Origin of the sequence: Spongiimicrobium salis (assembly GCF_043678055.1) — a bacterium.
GTDB classification, from domain to species: domain Bacteria; phylum Bacteroidota; class Bacteroidia; order Flavobacteriales; family Flavobacteriaceae; genus Spongiimicrobium; species Spongiimicrobium salis.
In genome coordinates this window covers 110,636-134,911 of record NZ_JBHEQA010000006.1, presented here as the reverse complement: position 1 = coordinate 134,911, position 24,276 = coordinate 110,636, and the positions used below count along the sequence as shown (strand labels likewise).

The following is a 24,276-nucleotide window of genomic DNA, read 5'->3' as shown; positions in this document are numbered from 1 at the left end:
TTTTTAAACTCGCTTAGCTATTCTAAGCTTTGCACTTCTTGCCCTGTTATTTCTAGCAATCTCCTCTTTGGATGGAACAATGAGCCCGCCCACTTTCTTCAAGGGCACATCAATATTTCCATAAAAATCCTTTTCCGGCTCCCCTTCAAATTTCCCTGCCCGGATATATCTTTTCACTAGACGGTCTTCCAACGAATGATAACTTATGACACTTAACCTTCCTTCTTTATTCAAAAGATCAGGCACCTGCATCAGGAATTCCTTGATTACGGCTATCTCTTGATTCACCTCAATACGAATGGCCTGATAGATTTGCGCCAATATCTTATGCTCTTTGAAATTGGGCAAAAAAGGCTTCAGCGCCTGTTTCAACTGGGCTGTGGTCGCTATCGGAGACTCTTCCCTCTGCTCCAGTAAAACCTTGGCCATAGCATTTGCATTCCGCAAATCCCCATATTGAAATAACACATTTCGCAATGCATCATAATCGTAGGAATTGACCACCTCATAGGCAGAGATTTCGTTTTTTTTACTCATTCGCATATCCAAGTCAGCGTCAAAGCGTGTTGAAAAACCACGTTCCGCTTTATCGAATTGATGCGAGGAAACTCCGAAATCCGCTAAGATTCCATCCACCTTCCGAATGCCATAGAACTTCAAAAATTGCTTGATATATCTAAAATTTTCATTGATCAATTGAAAACGATCATCTTCCAAAGCATTATCAAGAGCATCTTCATCCTGATCAAATGCCACCAACCTTCCCGCTTCACCCAAGCGCTCTAAAATCAGCTTGGAATGTCCTCCTCCACCAAAAGTGACATCCACATATACCCCATCATCCTTAATATTGAGCCCATCTACAGACTCATGTAATAATACCGGGTCATGATAATTCATCGCCATCACCTCCCATCACTTCCTCCGCCAATTCCGCGAAATTTTCAGCCGCCTCTTCAATGACCTTTTCATAGCGCTCCTTATCCCATATTTCAATAATATTGATCGAGGAACTAAGCACTACTTCTTTTGTGATTCCTACTTTGGTAATCAAGTTTTTGGGAATCAAAAGTCTTCCCGTACCATCGACCTCAACAGGCTTTACTCCAGCAGAAAAACGCCGGATGAAGTCATCGTTCTTTTTCACAAAACGATTTTTTTTGCTCATCTTCAACATTAGGGCATTCCACTCTTCCATAGGATAAAGCTCCAAACAAGGCTGAAAAACAGAACGTTTTATCACAAAACCATTATTTACCATAGGAGCAAGCTGATTTTTAAGGCTAACGGGAATCATTACCCTACCTTTGGCATCAGCTTTACAATCGTATGTCCCTATGAAACTGGTCACTATAAATGGCTGGTTTTTAATTTATAACTCAAATATATTGAAATTATTACCACTTTTTACCACAAAATACCACATTGTTAATAAATTCTTGGTTTTTACCTCTATAATTGCACAAAAAGTATGTTTTTCGGAAAATGATCTCTTTGTAAAATAGCTTGAAAAACTCCCACTCCTATACCATTTACACCCTTAGGAAAATCTTGTTTTGTATTAGCCTGAAATGTCTATCTTTGCCAATTATGATTAGAAGTTACCTTTAATGGAAGAAAAGATTATTACCGATGGTAAGTACCGGTATATAGAAATAGGAGAAGGTTCTCCTATTATTATATTGCATGGACTCATGGGAGGATTGAGCAACTTCCATGGTGTATTGGAACATTTCCCCGAAAAGGGATACAAAGTATTGGTTCCAGAACTTCCCATTTATGACAAGCCCTTATTAAAAACCAATGTAAAAAGCTTTGCGAAGTTCTTGGAAGCTTTTATTGAGCACAAAGGATTGGAACAAGTTATTCTTCTTGGAAATTCTTTAGGCGGACATATTGGACTTTTACACACCAAGCTATACCCGAAAATGGTAAAAGCTTTGGTCATTACCGGTAGTTCGGGCCTTTATGAAAGTGCCATGGGAGATGGATACCCCAAACGTGGAGACTATGAATTCATTAAAAAGAAAGCCCAAGACGTTTTTTACGATCCGGAAGTAGCCACCAAGGAAATCGTGGACGAAGTTTTTGCTACGGTAAATGATCGTATGAAATTGGTAAAGACATTGGCCATTGCCAAAAGTGCTATCCGACATAATATGTCCAAGGATTTGCCCAATATGCAGACGCCTACCTGTATTATTTGGGGTAAGAACGATACCGTTACCCCGCCAAATGTTGCAGAGGAATTCCATGCCCTTTTACCAGATTCCAATCTTTTCTGGATAGAAAAATGCGGTCATGCCCCAATGATGGAACATCCGGAACAATTCAATAGGATTTTGGATGATTGGTTAAAGTCACGTAATTTCTAAATCACTTTTAATGAAAATTAAGTCGGCCAACTTTGTAATGAGCAATTCCAAAGTAGGACATTGCCCAAAAGACCTCCTCCCGGAATACGCCTTCATAGGGCGTTCCAACGTAGGTAAATCTTCCTTGATCAATATGTTGACCGAACGAAAGAATCTTGCCAAAACCTCGGGGCGACCTGGAAAAACACAATTGATCAATCATTTTAAAATCAATGATAATTGGTTTTTGGTAGATTTACCCGGTTATGGATATGCGCGCGTTTCCAAAAAAGAAAAGAAAACTTTTCAAAAGTACATTACCGATTATTTTGAGCAGCGCCAGCAATTGGTGTGTTCCTTTGTTCTGGTCGATATCAGACATGAACCGCAAAAAGTAGATCTGGAGTTTATGGAATGGCTGGGAATCCAACAGATTCCTTTTTGTATTATTTTCACCAAGGCCGATAAATTAAAGCCAAAAGCCATCTCCGTGCATGTAGAGAACTATACACAAAAATTAGTGGAAGGTATTTGGGAAGAGGCCCCTCCTTATTTTGTAACCTCATCTTCCAATTATACAGGGCGCGAAGAATTACTGGATTATATTGATGAAGTCAATACTTCATTTTTCAAGGAAGCCCGTTTCTAATATTTTACCTCTTGCCCAAAACTACAGTCTGCGCTTGATTTCCTGGATTAACGCAGTTGTACTGGCAATGCCATTCAAAGTTTTGGGCGTCATAAAAACTTCCAGCTGCCCCCTTTCTGCCCACAATATGATAGGAAAACTAAATTTATGGCCAAATTTAGAGGCATATCGCTCTTGAAACTCATCCCTATGCAAGAATTCCATTTCCATTAGGGTATTCTTTCTAAACTTTTTCCACGCCTTCTTTTCCGTAAAGGTGCCATAGGTAATATCGCAAAGATGACATGGATAGGTTTTAGGGCTTAACACTTTATGCGCAGCATCTATGATCAAATTCCGAAGACCGGAATCGGCATTGTATACAAAAATGAGTTTCTGGAGTGCTTTTGCTGCCATGGACGAATTCAAGATTGGGGCTACGGAAAAACAAAGGGGAATTACCTCTACTTCTTCAATTCCAATTTTTCTGCAAAGTAGTCACAAAAATCCTTCATAGTCGCCGTCATTTTTTCATCTTGTGTGGCCTTCATAAAAGTATCCGATAAAGAAACCAAAGTTTGGTGAAAGAATATCTTCATTTCATCTACCGGCATATCCTTGGTCCAAAGATCTATTTTCAAGGATTCTTTGTTTTTACTATCCCATACAGACAGCAACATGGCTTTGGCCTCTTCATTATTTACGCCGCCATCTTGAGCAGACCATGTCAATTCTTCAGGAACCCTATTCTCATCCAATCCTACTTTCAATTTTATTTCGGAAGTGTGTAGTTTCGCCATTATTTCTTGGGTTTGTAATTCGATTTTTTAAAAATTTCTTCCGCAGGCAAAGACAACATTTGTTGTAGATCCACGGCATTGTTTTCCATAAAGGATCTAACAATTTGCCATCCCAGAAAGCGGCCTACTTGTCCAGGAGATTCGCTATCCAATTCCAATCTAAATTTGGAAAAAGGAGCAGGATCTAAAAAACGCCGTCCTAAACTGCTGTCCGTACTATATAATAGTTGTTGTTCTATAAAGTAACGCCACATAGCCTCCTCATTAACTTTGGCCCATTCCAATTCTTCAGGAGTATAGCCTATTTTTTGAGCGTCGGAGTTAAAGGGAATCAACTTATCTTTTATGTAGAGTTCTTTTCCATAATAAATCAGTTGCGCCAAAAATGTACGATTCTCTGGCCGAGGCACCACTGTTCTGGAAAAAGTGCTGGCTATATCGCTGATCAAAAATTGCGAATCCAAACGCGAAGCGATGTAGTCATAAATATCAACATAAAACTTATGCTCTTTCCCTAAGTAATTATCAAGACCTACAAGCAAAAGGCTATCGGCCAATATTACCCTATTATTATAATCCACATCATTGGTCATAGTGACCACTTTGGGGATGCTATACTTTGGGAAATAATATTTAACATGCTTAAAAAAGGATACAAGCTCCGCTTTGTTTCCACTAAAATCACCGAAAGCCCCCCTTACTTCCGCGTTCAATTCCAACTGCAGGGAATCTTTCAGTTTAGCAATCCATACACTATCCGGTGCGGGAAACAAATAGGGGTATGTTTTTCGCAATGCCGGAATATCCGAAGCTAGGGCATTTGCAAATTCCTGATCAAAACGCGCTATTTCTAGGCGAACATCAATCTTGTCAATCGCCTCGGCAATCTTATCTTCTTCATTGCAATTCAAGAACAACAGCAATGGAATCAGCAAAAGCAAACTCCATCTTTTCCTATTTCCATAAAAATTTATGATAAGTTTCATTTATTAGGGCTTAGGCTTTATTTTTACGACCGCAAAGTTAACTGTTTTAAATGTAATACGATATTGTTATGCAAACCGAAAAAGTAATCGACCATATTGTCCAATGGTTAAAAGACTATGCCATCAATGCCAATATCAAGGGGTTTACCATTGGAATCTCCGGAGGTATCGATTCTGCCGTTACCTCTACGTTATGTGCTAAGACCGGTCTGGAATTGCTGTGCCTGGAAATGCCCATACATCAAGCAGAGAATCAAGTGACAAGAGCTGTACGACATATCGACTGGTTACAGGAAAATTTTGGTGACGTTAAACGACAGTTGGTGAACCTCACCCCGATCTTCGATGATTTTATTGAGGCGGTCCCCGCAGTTGCGAACGAAGAAGATCGATTTATGTCCTTAGCCAATACCAGGGCAAGATTGCGCATGACCACTTTGTATTATTTTGCGGCTTTAAAAGGTTACCTTGTTGCAGGAACCGGGAATAAAGTAGAAGATTTTGGTGTTGGGTTCTATACCAAATATGGTGATGGCGGCGTAGATATCAGCCCAATAGCCGATCTCTTAAAAACCGAAGTTTACGAAATTGCCCGCGTTCTAGGGATCAATGAAGAGATTCTAAGTGCAGCGCCCACAGACGGTCTATGGGGCGATGATCGTACGGATGAAGATCAAATTGGGGCCTCTTACCCAGAATTGGAATGGGCCATGCAAATGGATGCAGAAGGAAAAACAATAGCGGACTTCTCTGGGCGGGAAGAAGAGGTATTCCGAATCTATAAAAGGTTTAATACCGCCAATAAACATAAGATGATTCCCATACCAATTTGCAAGATTCCCGATGCACTAAAATGACATCTTGACTAAGAATCAAGTGATTAAAACGATTTTTTTGATAAAAAAGATGCATTATTCGGAAAAATAATTCATTTTTGTTTAAGAAATTAGATTATTTAGCCTTACATTGCATGTCAGTATTTTTAGACGCAACCAAGCTAAACGAAATCCAGAAAAAATAATTAACATGATTAAAGTATTAATAGCGGACAACCACCCTATAGTTAGAATGGGAATAAAGCAAGTTTTAAGCTCTTCTTCTGACTTTGAAGTTATCGTTGATGTTGCTACTACATCAGAACTTTTTGAAGCATTGAAAAACAACAATCCCGATGTTGTTATGTTAGAAATGGATATTCCAGAAATTAATGGCATTGCTACACTGCGAAAAATAAAGCAAGAATTCCCTGACATTAAAGTATTGATTTACAGTGGTCAATCTGAAGATGTATATGCATTGAGTACCATAAGAGCAGGGGCGTTTGGTTACTTATCTAAAACTGCGGACTTGGATTACATCATTACTGCGGTACGAAAAGTGAGCCAAGGAAATATGTTCATCACCAATGAATTGGCACAGCGCCTAGCCTTTGATGAAGGGACTCAAAAACCAAGAAGATTTTTCAGAAAACTTTCTACTCGAGAAGTCGAGGTATTAAAGTTGTTGGCCAGTGGAAAACGTAATAAAGATGTTGCCATTGGATTGAATTTGAACGAAAAAACAGTAAGTACCTATAAAGCAAGATTGATGCGTAAGCTTAACGTTGACAACTTGGTTGATTTGCTACAACAAGCAAAAGCATTGGAACTTTACTAGAAGATATTTTAGTATATATTGTATTAAAAAGACCCGCTTAAGCGGGTCTTTTTAATTCTAAACGATATGATTTTCCAAAAATTAAGACAGTACTCTGTTTAACTTTTTGTTCAATAACTTGTTCAAATTCAAATAATTTATAATTTCCTCCAAAGTCTCCCTATTATCTCCTTCCCCTTTCTCTGTGTTTTTCTGCAAAACTTCCATCCGTTTCTTGATCAAGAAACAGCGTAAGGTTAAAATAGTTTCACTTACCAATTGTGCCACGCCTAACTTTTTGTCTTTGGGATAGATATCTTTTCTGTCCCAACTATGTAGCACATACTTCTCTTCTTCCATTAATATGGAAGAAACTTCGGTTACCGTTTCGGCATCTAAATTTGCAATAAAAGTATTGATGGCAAAATTCTCATTTTTATTCAATTCCTCGATCAATTGATAGTAAATTGTTCTAAAGCGTTCATTCGTCAATTCTATTTCATCATCCTGCAGATCCAAATAGATTTTCTCATATACTTTAGCCTGAAGTGATTCGGGTTCCAATTCCAAATCCCCATCTTCGTTTTCCTTCAATACCAGGTCCTCAAACTCTTGGGATTCATTACCATACAACAACAGCATCTCAATAATCTTGCGCTCCAATTCGTACTGCACATCTACTTTTTCCCGGGGCATCTCATTCTTAACGACTTCAAATGCCTTTTGCTCTTGCCTTATTTTTTTGGAGGTATCTGTTACTTCCTTTTTTCCAATCTGCGCCAAGGTATTAAAAAGTACCGCCTCGGATACCTTCATGATCTGTGCACATTCCTGAATGTAAATCTCTTTCCGAATTTGATCCGGGATTTTAGAAATACTATGTACAATATCCCGAACCGTATCTGCTCTTTTTATCGGGTCATTGGCCGCTTCCTCCACCAAAATCGATGCCTTGAACTGAATAAAATCTTTAGCATTCTCCTGCAGATAGGTTACCACCTCCTCATAGGAGTTGTTTTTTGAAAAACTATCGGGATCCTCTCCTTCTGGAAATGTACATACGCGCACATTCATTCCTTGTTCCAAAATTAAATCAATTCCCCTAAGGGATGCTCTTAAACCTGCAGCATCACCATCAAAAAGTACGGTGATGTTCTTGGTCAGCCTATTGATCAAACGAATCTGTTCTGGCGTTAAGGCCGTTCCACTGGATGCCACGACATTTTGAATCCCTCTTTGATAAAACTGGATTACATCCGTATATCCTTCTACCAAATAACAGTTATCCTCTTTTGCAATGGCTTGTTTGGCAAAATAAATCCCATAGAGCACCTTACTTTTATGATAAATATCGCTCTCCGGGGAATTTAAATATTTGGCTGCTTTTTTATCATTGGTCAAAATTCTTCCTCCAAAACCCAAAACTCTGCCGCTCATGGAATGAATGGGAAACATCACACGCCCCTTAAAACGATCGAACATTCGTTTTGTTCCAGGGTCGTTCGCATTTTCCTTTACAATAGTAAGTCCTGTTTTTTCCAAATAAGCTAATTGGTATCCTTTATCCAAGGCTACTTTGGTAAAGGCATCCCAATGGTCCAGACTATACCCTAAACCAAATTTTCGTATGGTCTCTTCGGTAAAGCCTCTTTCCTTAAAATAACTTAAACCAATGGCCTTTCCCAATTCATGCTCCCACAAGGTAGTAGCAAGGTACTTTTGGGCAAATTCGGACACCAGGTACATGCTTTCCCTTTCATTGGCTTGTTCCTTTTGTTCATCGGTTCGCTCCGTTTCCTCTACCTCAATATTGTATTTTTTTGCCAAATACTTAATGGCTTCCGGATAAGTAAAGTGCTCGTGTTCCATTAAAAAGGCAACCACATTGCCTCCTTTTCCACTACTGAAATCTTTCCATATTTGTTTTACGGGAGAAACCATAAAGCTGGGGGTACGTTCGTCGCTAAACGGACTTAGCCCCTTAAAATTTGAGCCTGACTTCTTCAATTGCACAAAATCGCCGATAACCTCTTCTAAGCGGGCAGTCTCATATACTTGATCTATGGTGGATTTTGAAATCAAAAAATATTGCTTTAAGGTCTTACTAAAAAATATCGTAAATATAATTCAAAATATATACACCCCCCATTTTCAGGGGGCAAGAATTCACTGTCATAGGGGTTTCCTGACCTTCGCATTATAGGCAACTTTGTCCTATACATTTTAAACCGATTATTAACTAAAAACAACATCATGATCTGGGGAATTACATTAGTCTTATTAAGTATTATTGCCGTACCATCCTTACTATTGTCCAAAAAACCAAATGCCGAGGAGTTATTGGCCAAAATTGAGCCGTATCAAGGCTGGATCGGTATTATTTTTTGTTTCTGGGGAATATGGGGCATTATTTCTGCTATTCTAAATTTAGGATGGTTAACGAGTATGCCCATATGGTGGATCACCTTTTTAGCCGGAAACATAGTATCGGCAACCTTAGGGTTTATGCTAGGGTACGGATTGATCAACAAACTGTTTCTTTCAAAGAATGAAGCTGCTAAAGCAAAAGCGGACGAGCTACGGGCAAAAATAGCCCCTAAGCAAGGTAAGCTAGGTATTGTAGGGGTATTTGTTGGAATCTGGATGATCATCGCTTCCTTCGTATTCATTGTAGCCTAATCTTATTTCAATATTAAATCTGTATTATGAAAAAAATTATCGTATTCTTAGTTTGGTTCTTGACTTCTACAGTAAGCTTTGCGCAAATACAAACTAGTAGTATCGCTGTAAACGGATCCCATACCTATTCCATTAGCCCGGTATATACCGCAAGTATGATCATAAGTCTCAACAATGTATATTACGAGGCACAGTTGACCAATCTGGCCGAACTAAAGGCCACCTACTTGGCAAAACTTGAAAAGGCGGGTATTGATACCAGCACCATTACAGATGATGCTTTGAGTTATGCTCTCCTTGGATATGACAAAGAAGGTTCTATCTTAAAATACAAAACCACTTCTTTGGAAAGCATGAAAACGTTTTTGTCGGTCAAGGCCCTAGATGTTACCAAATCCGACACCACCTTACAAACCGAATTGAATCAAGATCAAATGGCAGCTTATGCCCAATTGGCCATAGAGAATGCCCGAGGGAAAGCTGAAAAAATTGCTCAAAAAATAGGCAGAAAAGTAGGAAAGATCATGAGCATCAACGATAATAATTCTGCAAAAATCACAGAATCCCTATATTACGGAAGTTTAATCAATCAAAGGGAATACTATATTTCTGTTTCCTTTGAACTTTTATAAAACTATTCGTTATGAAGAGTGCCCTGCTACTTACCTTAGTATTCGTGTCCATGTTTCTCAAGGCATGTGGTCAGGGCAACTCTTCTCCTAAAGAAAAGAAAGCGCCTCTTGAACATACAAGGGCCACAATTCCACAAATAGATACTACGGGAACTACCATTTTAACACGATTTTCGCCTCCTAAAGGGTTTTATCGCACGGGAGTGGACTCCCTTTCTTTTGCGCAATACTTAAGGAGTTTGCCTTTAAAAGCCTATGGTGCAAAAGTGCATTATTACAATGGTAACATCAAGGAGAACTATGCGGTTTACGATGCCGTAGTAGATCTTCCTATTGGGACTCGGGACCTACATCAATGTGCCGATGCTGTCATGCGTTTACGGGCAGAGTACCTATATCAACAGAAGAACTATGAGGCCATTCATTTTAACTTTACCAATGGTTTCAGGGTAAATTACACCGAATGGGCAAAAGGAAAGCGCATTGCAGTCAATGGCAATTCCGTACGCTGGATACAGAAGACAGCACCTTCCCACACTTATAAAGAGTTCTGGAACTACATGGAAATTATCTTTAGTTATGCCGGAACAGCTTCTTTAAGCAAAGAAATGATTCCAATACCTTCGGAACAGCTGGATATTGGAGATGTATTTATTCAAGGAGGATTCCCGGGACATGCCGTAATTGTTGTAGACGTGGCCATTCACCAAGACACTCAAGAAAAAATATTCCTTCTGGCTCAAAGCTATATGCCGGCTCAGGAAACACAAATTCTCAAGAATCCAAACAATCCTGATTTAAGCCCTTGGTACAGTATCAAAGAAGGATCACAAGTAAAAACTCCGGAATGGATCTTCCAAAAAACCGATCTAAAACGTTTTAAAGCAAACTAGCTTCCCCTCCAAAGAACAATTTGCGTCTCTTTGCCTCTTCCATAAGTCCAAATCACTTTCTTTTATCTGTTAAAATTTATATAGAAAGTATAACATTTTCATTGCGTTTTTATTTCGAGAAAAATCCTCTTTTTTATAACCTCCTGACCTTCATCCTGTTCTACACAAAACCCTCTCAATCAAAACAATAACAAAGTTCACTATACTTTTTTTCGATGTAAGTATTGAAAATAGCTATGTACTAATTTAAAGTGCGTTCACACAATGAATTAAGAAAAATTCCTTGTGCCATTGTGATGAAACCACAACAACAGCTTGAAATTTTTGTGGAATTGAAAATCAATACAACATTTCGATTACCACAATTTTCTATGATTTAAACAAAAACGTTACAACAAATGAAAAAAACAAAAATTTACTTATCCACTTTTATGGCCGTCAGTCTATTTTTTATGTCCTGCAAATCAGATGACGATGTTACCGTAGATCCTAATGGAGGAGACGATCCCACGGAAGACCCAACGGATGATCCTACCACTTCTTTTGTAGGTGGAGTATATGCCATGACCAATGGTGATGGACAGGTAGCTGGGAACGTACAAGGAGCGAACGTCATTATCGCCTATGGTAGAAATGAAGATGGATCCTTAACGCCCATTGGTCCCAATCCTACGGGTGGCAATGGCGGGGATTTTGATGGCGGAGAGGGCTTAGATCCATTAATTTCTGCTTATGCCCTGACCAAGACGGATGACAATGAGAATTTATTGGCCGTGAATGCCGGGAGCAATACCATCACTTCTTTTAACATTGCTGACGATTTCTCTTTGGAAAGAGCAGGAGATCCGGTACCCACAGGCGCCATAGGCCCTAATAGTATTGCTACAACGGGTCAAATAACCGTAGATGGCACCAAAGGACTTGTGTATGTATCCAACATCACAAGGCCGGAATTTTTAGCTGGAGGCGAACCCGAACATCAAGGTACGATCACAGGCTATTGGTTGCTCAATGATGGAAGCTTGCAACCTATTGCCGGATCTACCAGAGACTTAAACAATAGGCCTTCTGCCGTTCAGTTTTCACCCGATGGAAATTGGTTGGTAGTCACTTCCATTAATTCCGGTGCCGTAGCGTTAGCTTCTGGAAGCGAGGATGAAGTAGTGGTATACAGTGTTGGTGCAGATGGTACCCTAAGTGCTACAGCCTTAGGTGCGGCCACCTCTACCCTACGTGGAAACACACAAGATAGAAACTTACCTTCTGCCATTGGCTTTCAAGTTGTTGGAGAGAATTATGTTGTAGTTACCGAAGCCAGGGAATTTCAGCCTGACGGTACTCCACCAGCCTTTCCTGCTTTACAGGATGGATCGGTATCTACTTGGCAAATTCAGGCCGATGGTAGCCTAACCGCTATTTCCCTGGACGAACGCTCGGGAACGGGAAATACGGGAAGAACAGCGTGTTGGCTGGATTTTACCGCCGATGGCAATACTTTCTTTGTATCCAATGCCATTGAAGCCGGATTGGCTTCTTATAGTTTTAACAACGGTATTGTAAAATTGATCGACCAGTCGGCCGCACAGGGTACCGGAACGGGAGATACCAATGTAGGATCTGAGGCTTTTGCCAATACTGATGGATGGATCGATATGTGGATTTCCGAAGATGGACAGTTTTTATATCAATTATACGGATTGGATGGCACTATCGGAATCTACAGGGTTAACGGACAATCCTTGGAGTTCATTGGCGAAGAGTCTGGAAATCTTCCAGATACCAATACCCAAGGTATTGTAGCGATCTAGCGTTTAAGTAGCCTTAAAATATAAAGCCAGAAGGAAATTTCTTCTGGCTTTTTTTTGGTTTGGTATGTTCAGAAACAGGATGTGACCAGCACACGCTTTTCTTAATAATCGAACCTTAGGCCCACGGAGATATTATTTTGCTCTACCACGGCATCTTTAAAAAGAGGATTAAGGTCATACTTTACATACAATAGCGCCCCTCCGATTCCTGTATAAGCACTCAATCCGTAAATTAAATCTGCAGTATTGTAATCTCTTTTTAGTTTTTCCTTGATATTTTCACCGTTTTGCGTGTATTTTAGCTTTTGGCGCGTTCCGATATTGAATCCTCCATAGCCTCCGATTCCCAAACGGAACTGATTTTTAAGGGAGTACCGGAATCGATCTTTCATTTCCCTTCGTACGGAAGGCCCTATTTCCAGATGCACAGGGAACACTAAGTTATCAGTTCGCAGTTTTGACTTCCGAAGATCAAATTCAAATTCCTGCAATTCGGTTTGATCTCCATTGGCAACAAAAATCTGATTTCCCTTAGGCTTTAGCCCATTGAACTGAAAGGAGAACCCATAATTCAATCTCCAGAAATTGGTATGTTTAAAGATACGTGTACGCCAGGCATAGCCCAATTCAAAGAATCGGCTTCCTCCAATTCTATAAGGACTATCATCTAATGATTGTCCGTCGATCAACGTATTGTTCAATCCAATGGCCAATACAAGATCGGAGTAGGTCCTTCTATCGTACTTACGATGTCTTTTTTTCCACTTGCCATTATTATATCGTATGCCCAAAAGGAGATTATCCGATTCGTCCGGTTGCCCCCATCCAACTTCTATAAAACGGGTGTCATACCTATTGTTTAATGATAATCCATCTCCCATATTGCGTTCCAGCAAAGCAATCTGATTATCTAAAATAGCTATCCTATTCTCAATATTCAAGGCATGTTTTTTTGCCAAAGCTTCTTTCAACTCTTGAGCTTCTGTTGTCGAGATTTCTTTATTTTCTAATTGTTTGTTGATTTTTTGTATCCCTTTTTTTAATTCCGCTTTTTCTTGCGTGCTTATCTTTTCCTTTTGCTCTTCCAAAATTTTTATCTTCGACTTATAGTCCTCGTCCTGTGCATATATATTTTGTGCCATCAGGACGATTAATAATGCTCCTACATACTTTGCTATTGTTCCCATATAATTTTTATTATGCTCTTTTTTTACCATTTAGGACTAAAAAAATGAGACGATTAATGATTGATGATTTTGATTTTTGAACGTACCTCTCCTCTCCCAGGGAAATTGGGTACTATGATTGATAAATAAACTCTTTGATTAATTAATTGTTTCTATCGGCCAAGGCAGTTCTCACCTCAAAGAAGCGATTTTTTAAGCCTTCAAAGATCTGTTCTCGAAACGATTTGTCCAGCTCTCCCTCTACTTCAGAAAGCAGGGCCATGGCATCTACTGTTCGATCTTCATTAAACAACTTCTTGGTCAGGATTTCTTTTTGGGCAATACGCAGCAAAGAATCCACTTCCGCATCGGTAATGGCCTCATTATTTTCCTCCAACAAATTCACCTGAGCGATAATCCCTTCCACTTTAGTATTGATAATCCCTTCCACTTTCTGGAATGTTTTATCCATTTCATTAAGCACTGTAGATTCTTTTATTGTTTCCGCAGATGCTACAGCAGTAACTCCCATTTCTTGAACCTCTTTTGGGGAATGTTGTGGTTGGTCCTTGTGAATTTGTTTTCCCTCAGGCATTTTTTTTGTCACTTCTTCCGGTATCACTTCGCTTTCTTGTACTGCAACAGTTGCTTCTGCTGGCGTTTGTATTCCAGAGGGTTTATCGATATCATTTTTTGGTGCTTCCGTTACTTTATTGGTATTCTGCATTGGGTCAACACCTGTCTCCCTACCTAAATACAGTGTAGATACGATCAACAAACCTATAACACATGCTGCAATGGCGTACCATGGGAATCTATTTTTCTTTTGAGGTTTGGAAACATCCAATTTAGAAGCAATAGTATCCCATGCTTTTTCAGAAGGCTTTATTTCCCGAGCTCCCAGCTTTTCTCCAATATTTTCTTCAAATTTAAGGGGTGCCATAACTTCGAATTTTTTGTTCTTTTAATTTTTCTTGTAATAAGCGTCTTGCCTTGAACAATTGCGATTTAGAAGTGCTTTCGCTTATTTCCAACATTTCCGCAATCTCGGCATGTTTATATCCTTCTACCGCATAAAGCACAAAAACCATTTTGTATCCTTCCGGCAATTCATCGATCAGACGTTGAATATGTTCCACATCCATATCCGTGTGCATGGAAACATGATCTTTATTGTGATTTTCATATAGGGTATCATCAAAAACCACAAATTGTCTTTTTCTTAGATAAGAAATCGATTCCCTTATCATAATACGTCTGATCCAACCTTCAAAACTTCCTTCATGTTTAAAATCACTTAGGTGATTAAAGACCTTAACAAAACCATTTACCATGACATCTTCCGCAAACTGTAAATCTCTGATGTACTGTCTACACACGCTCAACATTTTGGGTGCAAACTTATCATATAGATGTTGTTGCGCCTCTCTATTTGCCGCTGCAGCCTTTTTAATCAGCTGTTTTTCATTAGTATAAAATGAGATAAGCTTCACTGGTTTTGTGTAATACGTTCTATAAAGATAGACGGCATGATTTTAAAAAAGGTTGCCTCGAAGTTTATTTTTTTCAAAAAAAATCCTGAAAAAAAGATGCTATATCTAAATTTTTCGGTCAACTACATAATTGACCATCAGCTCTAAAGCGGCTTTATATGGGGAATCGGGGTAGTCATTAAGAATTTCCAGGGCTTCATTCTTGTAATCCAACATTTTTTTCTCAGCATAGCCCAAACCACCTTTTTCTTTGACAAAAGCAATGACTTCTTTGACCCTCTTTTTATTCTTATTGTGATTTTTAATAGAATTGATCAACCATTTTTTCTCTTTTTGAGAACAGTGATTCAATACATGGATCAATGGCAGTGTCATCTTTTGTTCCTTGATATCAATGCCTGTTGGTTTTCCAATTTTGGCGTCCCCATAGTCAAAGAGATCATCTTTTATTTGAAATGCCATTCCTATAAGTTCTCCAAACTTTCTAAAGGTTTCCACTTCTGGAGAATCGGGCTTTACGGAACAGGCACCCAAACTGCAGCAGGCGGCAATCAAAGTTGCCGTTTTCTGTCGTATAATCTCATAGTAAACGTCCTCCGTGATATCCAAACGTCTGGCTTTTTCAATTTGGAGCAATTCCCCTTCACTAATCTCACGTATAGCTACGGAAATAATTTTCAGTTGATCAAAATCTTCATGATCTACGGACAATAGCATTCCTTTAGACAATAGATAGTCGCCTACCAATACTGCAATTTTGTTTTTCCAAAGAGCATTAATGGAAAAGAACCCCCTTCGCTTATTACTATCGTCCACTACATCGTCGTGGACCAAACTTGCCGTATGAATCAACTCGATTACGGAAGCCCCTCGATAGGAACGTTCATTGATTGTTCCTCCAGAAACCATCTTGGCGGTCAGAAAAACAAACATAGGTCGCATTTGTTTTCCCTTACGGTTAACAATGTAATAGGTAATTCTATTGAGCAAAGCCACCTTGGAAGACATAGACTCATAGAACTTCTTTTCAAAAAGTTCCATTTCCTCTTCAATAGGCTCTCGTATTTGTGCTGCTATTTTCACGGATCACACTGGTATGTTAAAGCTCAACTTGAACCTTTCTTTAGTCGTATAAAATTAAATAAATTAAACAGGAATCCCTTCATTATACGTTATTGTGTTTTATTTGCCAGTTGACCGCAAGCTGCATCAATATCTTTCCCTCTAGATCTGCGTACGGTGACGGTGATCCCATTTCTTTCCAAGGTCTGCACATAAGCCTCAATTGCAGCATTGGATGCTTGCTGAAACTCGCCCCCATCAATAGGGTTATACTCAATTAAGTTTACTTTGGACGGCGCAAATTTGCAAAAATCCACCAACGCCCGTATGGCCTCTTGCGTGTCGTTGATTCCTTTCCAGACCACATATTCATACGTGATTCTACTTTTTGTTTTTGCGTACCAGTATTGCAAGGCTTCCCGTAAGTCTACTAGTGTAAAGGTAGCATTGAAAGGCATAATGGAAGTACGGACATCCTCAATGGCCGAGTGTAAGGATACCGCCAATTTAAATTTTACGCCGTCATCTGCCATTTTTTTGATGATTTTTGGCACCCCAGAAGTAGATACCGTTATGCGCCTTGGGGACATCCCCAAACCTTCTTTTGATGTAATTTTTTCAATGGCTTTAAGCACATTGTTATAATTCATTAATGGCTCTCCCATCCCCATAAAAACAATATTGCTTAGGGGTCTTCCAAAATACAGCCTACTTTCATTATCTATGGCAACTACCTGATCAAATATCTCATCCGGATTTAGATTGCGCATCCGCTTCAATCTCGCAGTAGCACAGAATTTGCAATCCAAACTACAGCCTACCTGACTGGATACGCATGCGGTGGTCCTAGTTTTGGTGGGAATGAGCACCGATTCCACGATCAAATCATCGTGCAGACGTACAGCATTTTTAATCGTGCCGTCCGAGCTGCGCTGCATTTGATCCACTTGGATATGATTGATGACAAAATTTGCCGACAACAGGGCTCGGGTCGCTTTGGACACGTTGGTCATGGCCTCAAAAGAATGGGCCGATTTTTGCCAAAGCCACTCATAGACCTGATTGCCCCGAAACGCCTTATCTCCTTGTTTCACAAAGAAATCGCGCAATTGGTCCTTGGTCAAAGCCCGTATATCTTTCTTTTTTGTTGTTTCCAATGGCCTAAAGATAATGCATCTAAAAAAAATCCCGTCCTACTGAAATGTATTCCAGACCAGGACGGGAAAATATGATATGAAATTGATCTTATAAAATAAGCATGGCATCTCCATAAGAATAAAACTTATAGCTTTCCAAAATTGCTTCTTTATACGCTTTTTTCATTAAATCGTGCCCCATGAATGCCGATACCATCATTAACAAGGTAGATTTTGGCAAATGAAAATTGGTCACCATGGCATTGGCAATACTAAAATCATAAGGAGGGAAAATAAATTTATTGGTCCACCCTTCAAAAGTATTCAACGTATTTTGGGAAGAAACTGCACTTTCCAATCCGCGCATAGCGGTGGTCCCTACAGCACATACACGACGCTTATTCTTTTTGGCTTCATTGACTATTTCTGTAGCCTTTTCATCGATAACCAACTCCTCACTATCCATTTTATGCTTGGAAAGATCTTCTACCTCAACAGGGTTAAATGTTCCCAGACCTACATGCAAGGTTACTTCTGCAAAATTAACTCCTTTGATCTCCAAACGCTTTAACAAGTGTTTGGAAAAGTGTAACCCGGCAGTTGGAGCTGCTACGGCACCTTCGTGCTTTGCATAAATGGTTTGATAGCGCTGCTCATCTTCAGGTTCTACAGATCTTTTGATATATTTTGGAAGAGGAGTTTCTCCCAATTCCCGTAACTTTCTTCTGAAATCGGTATAGGAACCATCGTATAAAAATCGCAATGTTCTTCCTCTGGAAGTTGTATTGTCAATGACTTCTGCAACCAATGTTTCGTCATCCCCAAAATACAGTTTGTTCCCAATACGTATCTTACGCGCAGGATCCACCAATACATCCCAAAGGCGCTGTTCTTCGTTCAATTCGCGTAAAAGAAAAACCTCGATTCGAGCTCCTGTTTTTTCTTTATTTCCATAAAGTCTAGCGGGAAAAACCTTGGTATTATTAATGACCATAACATCATCCTCATCAAAATAATTAATGAGGTCTTTGAACATTTTGTGTTCAATTTTTCCAGTCTCGCGGTGGATGACCATTAATTTGGATTCATCTCTGTTCTCCGCTGGGTATTCGGCCAATAATTCTTTAGGAAGTTCAAAACTAAAGTGTGATAATTTCATCTATACGAATTTTAGTTGTCGTTTTTTGCGGCAGCAAATATACAATCTCCACATAGGGGATGTCAAGTAAAAGCGCCATTAAATACAATTATTGTTCTTTTATGTTGAATTGAAGTGTTTTCATATCCTTCCAAAAATCGGGATATGATTTGGAAACTACATCGGCATCTTCTATAAACAAGGGCGTTTTAAGAGCCAATGGACCAAAGGCCATAGCCATTCTATGATCATGATAAGTCCCAATGGCAACATCTTTTTTTATGGTTGAGGATGCTTTTAATTCCAAGCTATCATTGGTCACATGAATTTCTGCTCCCAATTTGGACAACTCTATCCTTAATGCCTCCAAACGGTCGGTTTCTTTTATTTTAAGCGTATGAAGGCCGGTAAGATAACATCCTATCCCTAACCCAAAACAACTTACGGCTATGGTCTGTGCAATATCCGGGGCGTTGGATAGATCGTATTCAAATCTACCCGGATTAGGTTCCCTAGTTTTTCGCAAGATCACTTTATGGTTGTCAAACGAAGTATCCACTCCAAAATGCGTATATATTTTAGCAAGAATGCTATCTCCTTGTAAACTATCCTCTTTATAGGCTGTTAAGCTAATTTCCGTATTGACATCGCCCATTGCCGCGATGCTATAAAAATAGGAAGCCGAACTCCAATCGGACTCCACCACCAAATCTCTGGGGCCAACCGTGGTTTTAGGCAACACCCGAATTGTATTCCCCTTAAAAGAATTTTCTACTCCTATTTGCGTCAACAGCGCCAAGGTCATTTTAATATAAGGAACCGAGGTAATTTTCCCGATCAACTCTAGCTCCAAGCCATTTTCCAGATTGGAAGCGATCAACAATAAAGCAGAAATATATTGACTACTGATGTTGGCCGGCAAACTTACGCGACTTTTCTTCAATGTTTTTCCCTGAATGGCAATAGGGGGATATCCTTCATTTTTCACATAAGTAATATCGGCGCCAAGATCCCTCAAAGCATCTACTAAAACCTTTATGGGCCTTTCGGTCATCCGTTGTGAACCTGTCAAAATTACATTTTTACCTTCTTGCGAAGCAAAATAAGCCGTTAGGAATCGCATTGCCGTACCGGCATGATGGATATCCACTTCCCCTTGAGAGGTGCGCAATCCTTTCTGCATGACTTGGGCATCGTCCGAATTCGAAACATTCTGAATTTTGATTTCAGGATAGATTGCCTGTAGCAACAACAATCTATTTGATTCGCTCTTAGATCCCGTTATGGTAATTGTATGCTGAAAAAGACAGCTAGCAGGGGCAGATAAATGTAACTTCAATGTGGTCTCGGTTTTAGGCTAAAAAATCATCAAAAACCCTAAAGGATACGCTCCTTTAGGCGAAATGCAAATATACTACTATTTAAGTTTTTGATTGTTATGATGCCTATCATGGTCCCTTTTGGTCTTTAGGTCCAACTTAGCATCAAAGGCTTGTTGCAAATCCACTCCGGTTTGATTTGCCAGACAGAGTACCACAAACAGTACATCGGCCAGCTCCTCTCCCAAATCTTTATCTTTATCCGATTCCTTTTCACTCTGCTCGCCATACCGGCGTGCTATAATTCTGGCAACTTCCCCAACCTCCTCTGTAAGTTGAGCCATATTGGTCAGTTCGTTAAAATAGCGAACCCCATGATTCTGAATCCATTCATCAACAGCCTGTTGTGCGTTTTGTATGTTCATCCATTTATATTTTGGATAAAACTACTTTTTCTGTTTCTTTTTCTACAATATTTTTGAATAATTCTTTAATGCCCGCATAATGTGAAGGTGGAATTACCGCTTCATTTAATTTAACTTCAACCAATACCTGAAGTGTATTTTGCAGTTGATTTACCTTATAGGAAAAACTCCCCATATTATCCTCCAGAGCAAAACTCGCATTTTCCGGTAGGGATGCCACTTCATAGCCATCAGGAAGTACAATACTCATGACATATTTTTCTTGCCAGGGGTAAACAAAATCTATGGGGTAGTTACGTTCTTCCAATTTAAATGGGTTTTCGGTTTCGGCATGGAAGAACAAGGGCGAAAAATAAATCTTATCTCCAATAATATTGATTTGATCCTCCATTAAGAAATCATAGCTTTCCATAATGTTCGTTCCCAATTTCATTTTGTTTTTCATTTTGTAATTGGAAATTTCAAGGCCGCCATGATTATTTTCCAACTTTGTGATATAATCATCTTCACTGATTTGAGCATACTTGTTTCTGAATTGGTAGGCATTATGGAAGGTATATGTCTTCCTTGCTTTACCTGCTATACTTCCATCCAGATTTATCGTAATTTTCATGGTATTGAGTTCTTTGGACTTGGTTCCCGGTACTACGGGCACAATGGAAGATGATCCATCTTCGGCAATTATACGGCCAAACCAATTCAAGGCTTTGGAAGGTAGTAGGTTGGGCTCTGTAAACTTATTACAGGCATCCATTAAGATGATTTGCCCCTCTAGATTAACGGACGCCACTACATAATTAAAGCCTTCTCGGGTAGGAAATATGGGAATCCCATGATCTCTGGTACTGATCAACACAGGATTGGCCTTTAAACCGGCAGCATTGCACATGGCCACCAGCATTAAATTGATTTCTGCTGTATTTCCGGTCTTTTCTTTATAGGCTTTTTTCACCCCTTTCTCCGTATACTTCCCGTAAGAACCATTCCAATTCATATGCTGTTGTACATAGTAAAAGATGGCTGCCGCTTTTTCAACTTCTGTAGAAGCATTGGCCAGGAGTTGGGACAAGTCACCCTTAAAGTAATTTTTATAGGCCAATTGTCCTCCAAAACTTGGACTTTCATAAATGGTCTTCACTACTTTTTCCCAATTCGTAGTATAGCTTTTTACAGGTTCATCGGGAAACTTAACAAACTGTAATTCATAGTTGATACTGGATCTATAATTGTCCATATCGTTTACAAAAGGTTCTTCTTCAAGTGCAGGAACATCGGTCATACTATAGTCCGTCTTATCTATTCTATAATCCAGACTACTTGTGCTAAACTTTGTATTGGTATCCAGCACACCATTTCTCCTTGTATTGGTAAAGTTGACTTTGCCATTGATACTTGAATATTTGGGCGATACGCTCAAATACCCCTTCATACTGGGTTTAAAGGAATAGAACTCTGGAATATTAATAGAGACTTCCTGTTTTTTAATGGGAATATCGTACTGCAAGGGAATTTCATCGATACTCCAATAGAAGGGGGAAATAATTTTATATTGATACTCAACTACGCTTCCTTCTTGTACGTTAGGCATCGTAAATTTCTCTTCATTGAAATAATTGGATAAGGACTTAGAAAAGGTTTCCGAACTTTTTAATTTGGTTTTTACGATACTCCCGTTCTCCAGATTATAGGTGTAAGCCTTCAAACTGCTCAAATTCTCACGAGCACTGCTTCCATCTTTATATAATACTTCTGTGACGGTTGCATAATCAAAGCCTTCTTTGGTATAAAACTTTACTCGTTCGTGCACGGTGGTGGTAATCTGAAAACCCGTATTTCGAATGTAGTTATAGGCTACTTTCACTTTCCTGTAGAGTACAGCTGCTGAAGCCGAGGAATCTTTAGCGTACATTTTTTCTTCCAGCTCTGCTTTGGATACTTTTCCAAATTTGTAATTCTGCGCCGTCATTGAAAAACTGGCACCCAATAACAATATCCAAAATACTCTTTTCATCCTACTCATAGTTTTAGCTACTTTATTGTTTTTTACCCCATTCCAAAATTTTCCAAAGACGCGGATCTTCTTTATATTTTGGTCAGGACTATTTTTTCTGTTTCTTTTTCCACAATTTTTTTATAGAGCTCCCTTACTTGGGTATATCCTTCCGCAGGAATGGATGGCATATTCATTTTTAAATCGACCACAACCCGCAAGGTATTGTTTCCCGCTTCTTGAATATTGTACATAAAACTCCCCATATTTCCTTGTAGTTTAAGGCTCACGGGTTCAGGTTTTGACAATACCTTATATCCTTCGGGCAAGGCAATATTTAAGGTGTACTTTTCTTGCCAAGGAAATGAAAAATCTATGGGATAGTTTCGTTGCTCCAATTTGAATGGATTCTCCCGTATGGTATTATGAAACAGGGGGTTGAAGTAAATCTTATCTCCGATAATATCGGCCTGACTATCCATTTCAAAATCATAACTTTCAATGATAGGCTTGCTGAAGTCATTCCTATTTTTTACATCATAATTGGAAATCTCCAAGCCTACATGCTCATTTTCAAGCTTGGTCAAATAATCCTCTTCACTGATCTGCCCTGAGTTATTTCTGTAGAGGTAAGCATAATAATTTAAATGGCTCGCCCTATATTTCCCACTGATTAAGCCATCTGCCGTTAATTTAATATTGGCGGTATTGATCATTGGGGAAGGTTTGGAGGGAAATACGGAAACCCTTTCGGAATTTCCTGCGTCATTCACTACCCTTCCATACCAGTTTAATGCCCTTATGGGAAGTAAATTAGGCCCTGTATATTTATTGGTGGCATCTAGAAATACAGTACCTTCATTTAAACGCACCATAGCAATTACATAATTAAATCCTTCTCGCGTGGGAAATACAGGAATCCCATTTTTTCTGGTACTGATCAAGACAGGATTTGCTTTAATTCCGGCAGCTTTTAACATCCCCACCAACATTAAATTGATATCGGCACTATTTCCAGAGCGCTCTTTATAGGCCTTGCGAACACCCTTTTCTGCAAATACCCCGTAGAAACCATTCCAATTCATATGCTCTTGTACATGATAGAAAATCCCTGCCACTTTTTCGAGGTTTCCCTGGGCTTTCCCAGCTATGGCATTAAGATCATCCCTAAAATATTTCTGGAATTGCAATTGTTTTCCAAAATTATCACTGTTATAAATAGATTTTACAACACTGGACCAGGAACTCGAAAAATCCTTTAAACCATCTCCCGGAAAGTTTACATATTCCAACTCATAGTTAATGGCCCCACGATAGTTATCCATATTATTCACATAAGGTTCTTTGACCAGGGCGGGAATATCCGTCATCGCATAGGAGGTGGCATTGGCTTTATATTCAAAGGAGCCCGTTAAAGTTGCCCTTTCCGTTTCGTTTCTTTCTACATATTTAGCAGTGGTTGAATAGTTTACTTCCCTCATCTCATAGGATTTCTTAGGGCTCAACGTTAGATATCCTTTGGTGGTAGGCTTATAAGAATAGTATTCCGGAATGGTGATTTCCACATCCTGTTTATTGATCGGAATATCATATTGCAAGGGAATTTCATCAATGCTCGTCCAAAAAGGGGAATCAACCGTATACTGAAATTCCACAATACTGCCTTCCTCTACCTGAGGCATCGTGAATTTTTCCACGACATAATTATCGGAAACCGCTTCGGAGAACATATCGCTCTTTTTCAATTTTATCTTGACCACTTTCCCATCGACCAGCTTAAACGTATTGGCTTTGACGCCAATTAGTTTTTCTTTGGCGCTATTTCGTCTATAGAGCCCCACTGCCTGTGTAGCATAGTCAAATCCTTCCTTATCGTAAATCTTGATGCGTTCATGGATGTTCGTAGTGAGATGGAAACTCCCGTCAGCATTTACATACTTAAAATCGGTTTTATGACTGCGATACAATACCGCTGCGGAGGCTGAAGAATCTTTTGGGTGGATCTCTTCTTGCAATTCTTCTTTGGAAACTTTCCCAAATTTATAATTCTGGGCATTCAAGGAAAAACTTAAAAATGAAAGGGCTGTACAAGCCACAATTTTACGGATACTTGTGTTGTCTAACAAAATCTG

Annotated in this window: 24 protein-coding genes; 8 read left to right on the top strand and 16 right to left on the bottom strand. The window is 39.3% G+C overall.

Features of this window, described 5'->3' with window-relative positions; all coding sequences use genetic code 11:
- Positions 1-3: 3 nt before the first annotated feature.
- Together rsmH and mraZ are read right to left on the bottom strand one after the other, a co-directional pair.
- Positions 4-900 (bottom strand): 16S rRNA (cytosine(1402)-N(4))-methyltransferase RsmH, encoded by an 897-nt coding sequence (gene rsmH, locus ACEXOE_RS20810; RefSeq protein WP_394750886.1) that lies wholly within the window; start codon positions 898-900, stop codon positions 4-6.
- Positions 887-1,351 (bottom strand): division/cell wall cluster transcriptional repressor MraZ, encoded by a 465-nt coding sequence (gene mraZ, locus ACEXOE_RS20805; RefSeq protein WP_394750792.1) that lies wholly within the window; start codon positions 1,349-1,351, stop codon positions 887-889. Before mraZ ends, rsmH begins: the two co-directional genes overlap by 14 nt.
- Positions 1,352-1,610: 259 nt before the next feature.
- On the opposite strand from mraZ, the gene ACEXOE_RS20800 reads away from it, so the two are divergent.
- Together ACEXOE_RS20800 and yihA are read left to right on the top strand one after the other, a co-directional pair.
- Entirely contained in the window at positions 1,611-2,375 is a 765-nt protein-coding gene (locus tag ACEXOE_RS20800; RefSeq protein WP_394750791.1) for an alpha/beta fold hydrolase, read from the top strand.
- A 10-nt stretch (positions 2,376-2,385) separates the two neighbouring features.
- Positions 2,386-3,003 carry a ribosome biogenesis GTP-binding protein YihA/YsxC gene (gene yihA, locus ACEXOE_RS20795; RefSeq protein WP_394750790.1) on the top strand — a complete coding sequence of 206 codons (618 nt, stop codon included), beginning with the start codon at positions 2,386-2,388 and terminating at the stop codon, positions 3,001-3,003.
- A gap of 21 nt (positions 3,004-3,024) precedes the next feature.
- Here yihA and ACEXOE_RS20790 read toward each other — a convergent pair whose 3' ends face one another.
- Genes ACEXOE_RS20790 through gldB form a run of 3 tightly spaced genes read right to left on the bottom strand, consistent with a single transcriptional unit; the run spans position 3,025 to position 4,768 of the window.
- Positions 3,025-3,399, bottom strand: coding sequence for a GTPase (locus ACEXOE_RS20790; protein ID WP_394750789.1), 375 nt, complete (start codon positions 3,397-3,399; stop codon positions 3,025-3,027).
- Positions 3,400-3,446: 47 nt separating this feature from the next.
- Positions 3,447-3,782, bottom strand: a complete 336-nt coding sequence (gene gldC / locus ACEXOE_RS20785) for a gliding motility protein GldC (protein ID WP_394750788.1) — start codon at positions 3,780-3,782, stop codon at positions 3,447-3,449.
- The gene (gldB, locus tag ACEXOE_RS20780) at positions 3,782-4,768 is read right to left on the bottom strand and encodes a gliding motility lipoprotein GldB (RefSeq protein WP_394750787.1); all 987 of its coding nucleotides are present in this window, start codon (positions 4,766-4,768) and stop codon (positions 3,782-3,784) included. The genes gldC and gldB overlap by 1 nt, the downstream gene beginning before the upstream one ends.
- Before the next feature lie 68 nt (positions 4,769-4,836).
- Here gldB and nadE point away from each other — a divergent pair, with 68 nt between their 5' ends.
- Both nadE and ACEXOE_RS20770 read left to right on the top strand, forming a co-directional pair.
- The gene (nadE, locus tag ACEXOE_RS20775; RefSeq protein ID WP_394750786.1) at positions 4,837-5,625 is read left to right on the top strand and encodes an NAD(+) synthase; all 789 of its coding nucleotides are present in this window, start codon (positions 4,837-4,839) and stop codon (positions 5,623-5,625) included.
- A 169-nt stretch (positions 5,626-5,794) separates the two neighbouring features.
- On the top strand, positions 5,795-6,424 hold the full coding sequence (locus ACEXOE_RS20770; protein ID WP_394750785.1) for a response regulator: 630 nt from the start codon (positions 5,795-5,797) through the stop codon (positions 6,422-6,424).
- A gap of 81 nt (positions 6,425-6,505) precedes the next feature.
- On the opposite strand, the gene dnaG is transcribed toward ACEXOE_RS20770, so the two are convergent.
- Positions 6,506-8,485: a DNA primase gene (dnaG, locus tag ACEXOE_RS20765; protein WP_394750784.1), complete on the bottom strand. Its 1,980-nt coding sequence runs from the start codon at positions 8,483-8,485 to the stop codon at positions 6,506-6,508.
- A gap of 171 nt (positions 8,486-8,656) precedes the next feature.
- On the opposite strand from dnaG, the gene ACEXOE_RS20760 reads away from it, so the two are divergent.
- The 4 genes from ACEXOE_RS20760 to ACEXOE_RS20745 all read left to right on the top strand — a co-directional run bounded on the left by ACEXOE_RS20760 (position 8,657) and on the right by ACEXOE_RS20745 (position 12,415).
- Positions 8,657-9,082 (top strand): hypothetical protein, encoded by a 426-nt coding sequence (locus ACEXOE_RS20760; RefSeq protein WP_394750783.1) that lies wholly within the window; start codon positions 8,657-8,659, stop codon positions 9,080-9,082.
- Between the two features lie 26 nt (positions 9,083-9,108).
- Positions 9,109-9,714: an SIMPL domain-containing protein gene (locus tag ACEXOE_RS20755; protein ID WP_394750782.1), complete on the top strand. Its 606-nt coding sequence runs from the start codon at positions 9,109-9,111 to the stop codon at positions 9,712-9,714.
- Positions 9,715-9,725: 11 nt separating this feature from the next.
- Entirely contained in the window at positions 9,726-10,607 is an 882-nt protein-coding gene (locus ACEXOE_RS20750) for a DUF4846 domain-containing protein (protein ID WP_394750781.1), read from the top strand.
- A 398-nt stretch (positions 10,608-11,005) separates the two neighbouring features.
- A complete protein-coding gene (locus tag ACEXOE_RS20745) occupies positions 11,006-12,415 on the top strand; it encodes a lactonase family protein (protein ID WP_394750780.1) in 1,410 nt (469 codons plus the stop codon).
- A gap of 101 nt (positions 12,416-12,516) precedes the next feature.
- Here ACEXOE_RS20745 and ACEXOE_RS20740 read toward each other — a convergent pair whose 3' ends face one another.
- The 10 genes from ACEXOE_RS20740 to ACEXOE_RS20695 form a co-directional block, all read right to left on the bottom strand.
- The gene (locus tag ACEXOE_RS20740; RefSeq protein WP_394750779.1) at positions 12,517-13,602 is read right to left on the bottom strand and encodes a coiled-coil domain-containing protein; all 1,086 of its coding nucleotides are present in this window, start codon (positions 13,600-13,602) and stop codon (positions 12,517-12,519) included.
- A 142-nt stretch (positions 13,603-13,744) separates the two neighbouring features.
- Positions 13,745-14,524 carry a hypothetical protein gene (locus ACEXOE_RS20735; protein WP_394750778.1) on the bottom strand — a complete coding sequence of 260 codons (780 nt, stop codon included), beginning with the start codon at positions 14,522-14,524 and terminating at the stop codon, positions 13,745-13,747.
- A complete protein-coding gene (locus ACEXOE_RS20730) occupies positions 14,511-15,074 on the bottom strand; it encodes an RNA polymerase sigma factor (protein WP_394750777.1) in 564 nt (187 codons plus the stop codon). The genes ACEXOE_RS20735 and ACEXOE_RS20730 overlap by 14 nt, the downstream gene beginning before the upstream one ends.
- A gap of 105 nt (positions 15,075-15,179) precedes the next feature.
- The gene (locus ACEXOE_RS20725) at positions 15,180-16,157 is read right to left on the bottom strand and encodes a polyprenyl synthetase family protein (protein ID WP_394750776.1); all 978 of its coding nucleotides are present in this window, start codon (positions 16,155-16,157) and stop codon (positions 15,180-15,182) included.
- Positions 16,158-16,246: 89 nt separating this feature from the next.
- A complete protein-coding gene (rlmN, locus tag ACEXOE_RS20720) occupies positions 16,247-17,293 on the bottom strand; it encodes a 23S rRNA (adenine(2503)-C(2))-methyltransferase RlmN (protein WP_394750775.1) in 1,047 nt (348 codons plus the stop codon).
- A gap of 88 nt (positions 17,294-17,381) precedes the next feature.
- A complete protein-coding gene (queA, locus tag ACEXOE_RS20715; protein WP_394750774.1) occupies positions 17,382-18,431 on the bottom strand; it encodes a tRNA preQ1(34) S-adenosylmethionine ribosyltransferase-isomerase QueA in 1,050 nt (349 codons plus the stop codon).
- Positions 18,432-18,519: 88 nt separating this feature from the next.
- Entirely contained in the window at positions 18,520-19,749 is a 1,230-nt protein-coding gene (locus ACEXOE_RS20710) for a 3-phosphoshikimate 1-carboxyvinyltransferase (protein ID WP_394750773.1), read from the bottom strand.
- Positions 19,750-19,827: 78 nt separating this feature from the next.
- Positions 19,828-20,154, bottom strand: a complete 327-nt coding sequence (locus tag ACEXOE_RS20705) for a nucleotide pyrophosphohydrolase (RefSeq protein WP_394750772.1) — start codon at positions 20,152-20,154, stop codon at positions 19,828-19,830.
- Between the two features lie 4 nt (positions 20,155-20,158).
- Positions 20,159-22,165, bottom strand: a complete 2,007-nt coding sequence (locus tag ACEXOE_RS20700; protein WP_394750771.1) for a DUF3857 domain-containing protein — start codon at positions 22,163-22,165, stop codon at positions 20,159-20,161.
- A gap of 71 nt (positions 22,166-22,236) precedes the next feature.
- A complete protein-coding gene (locus ACEXOE_RS20695) occupies positions 22,237-24,270 on the bottom strand; it encodes a DUF3857 domain-containing protein (protein ID WP_394750770.1) in 2,034 nt (677 codons plus the stop codon).
- Positions 24,271-24,276: the final 6 nt, after the last annotated feature.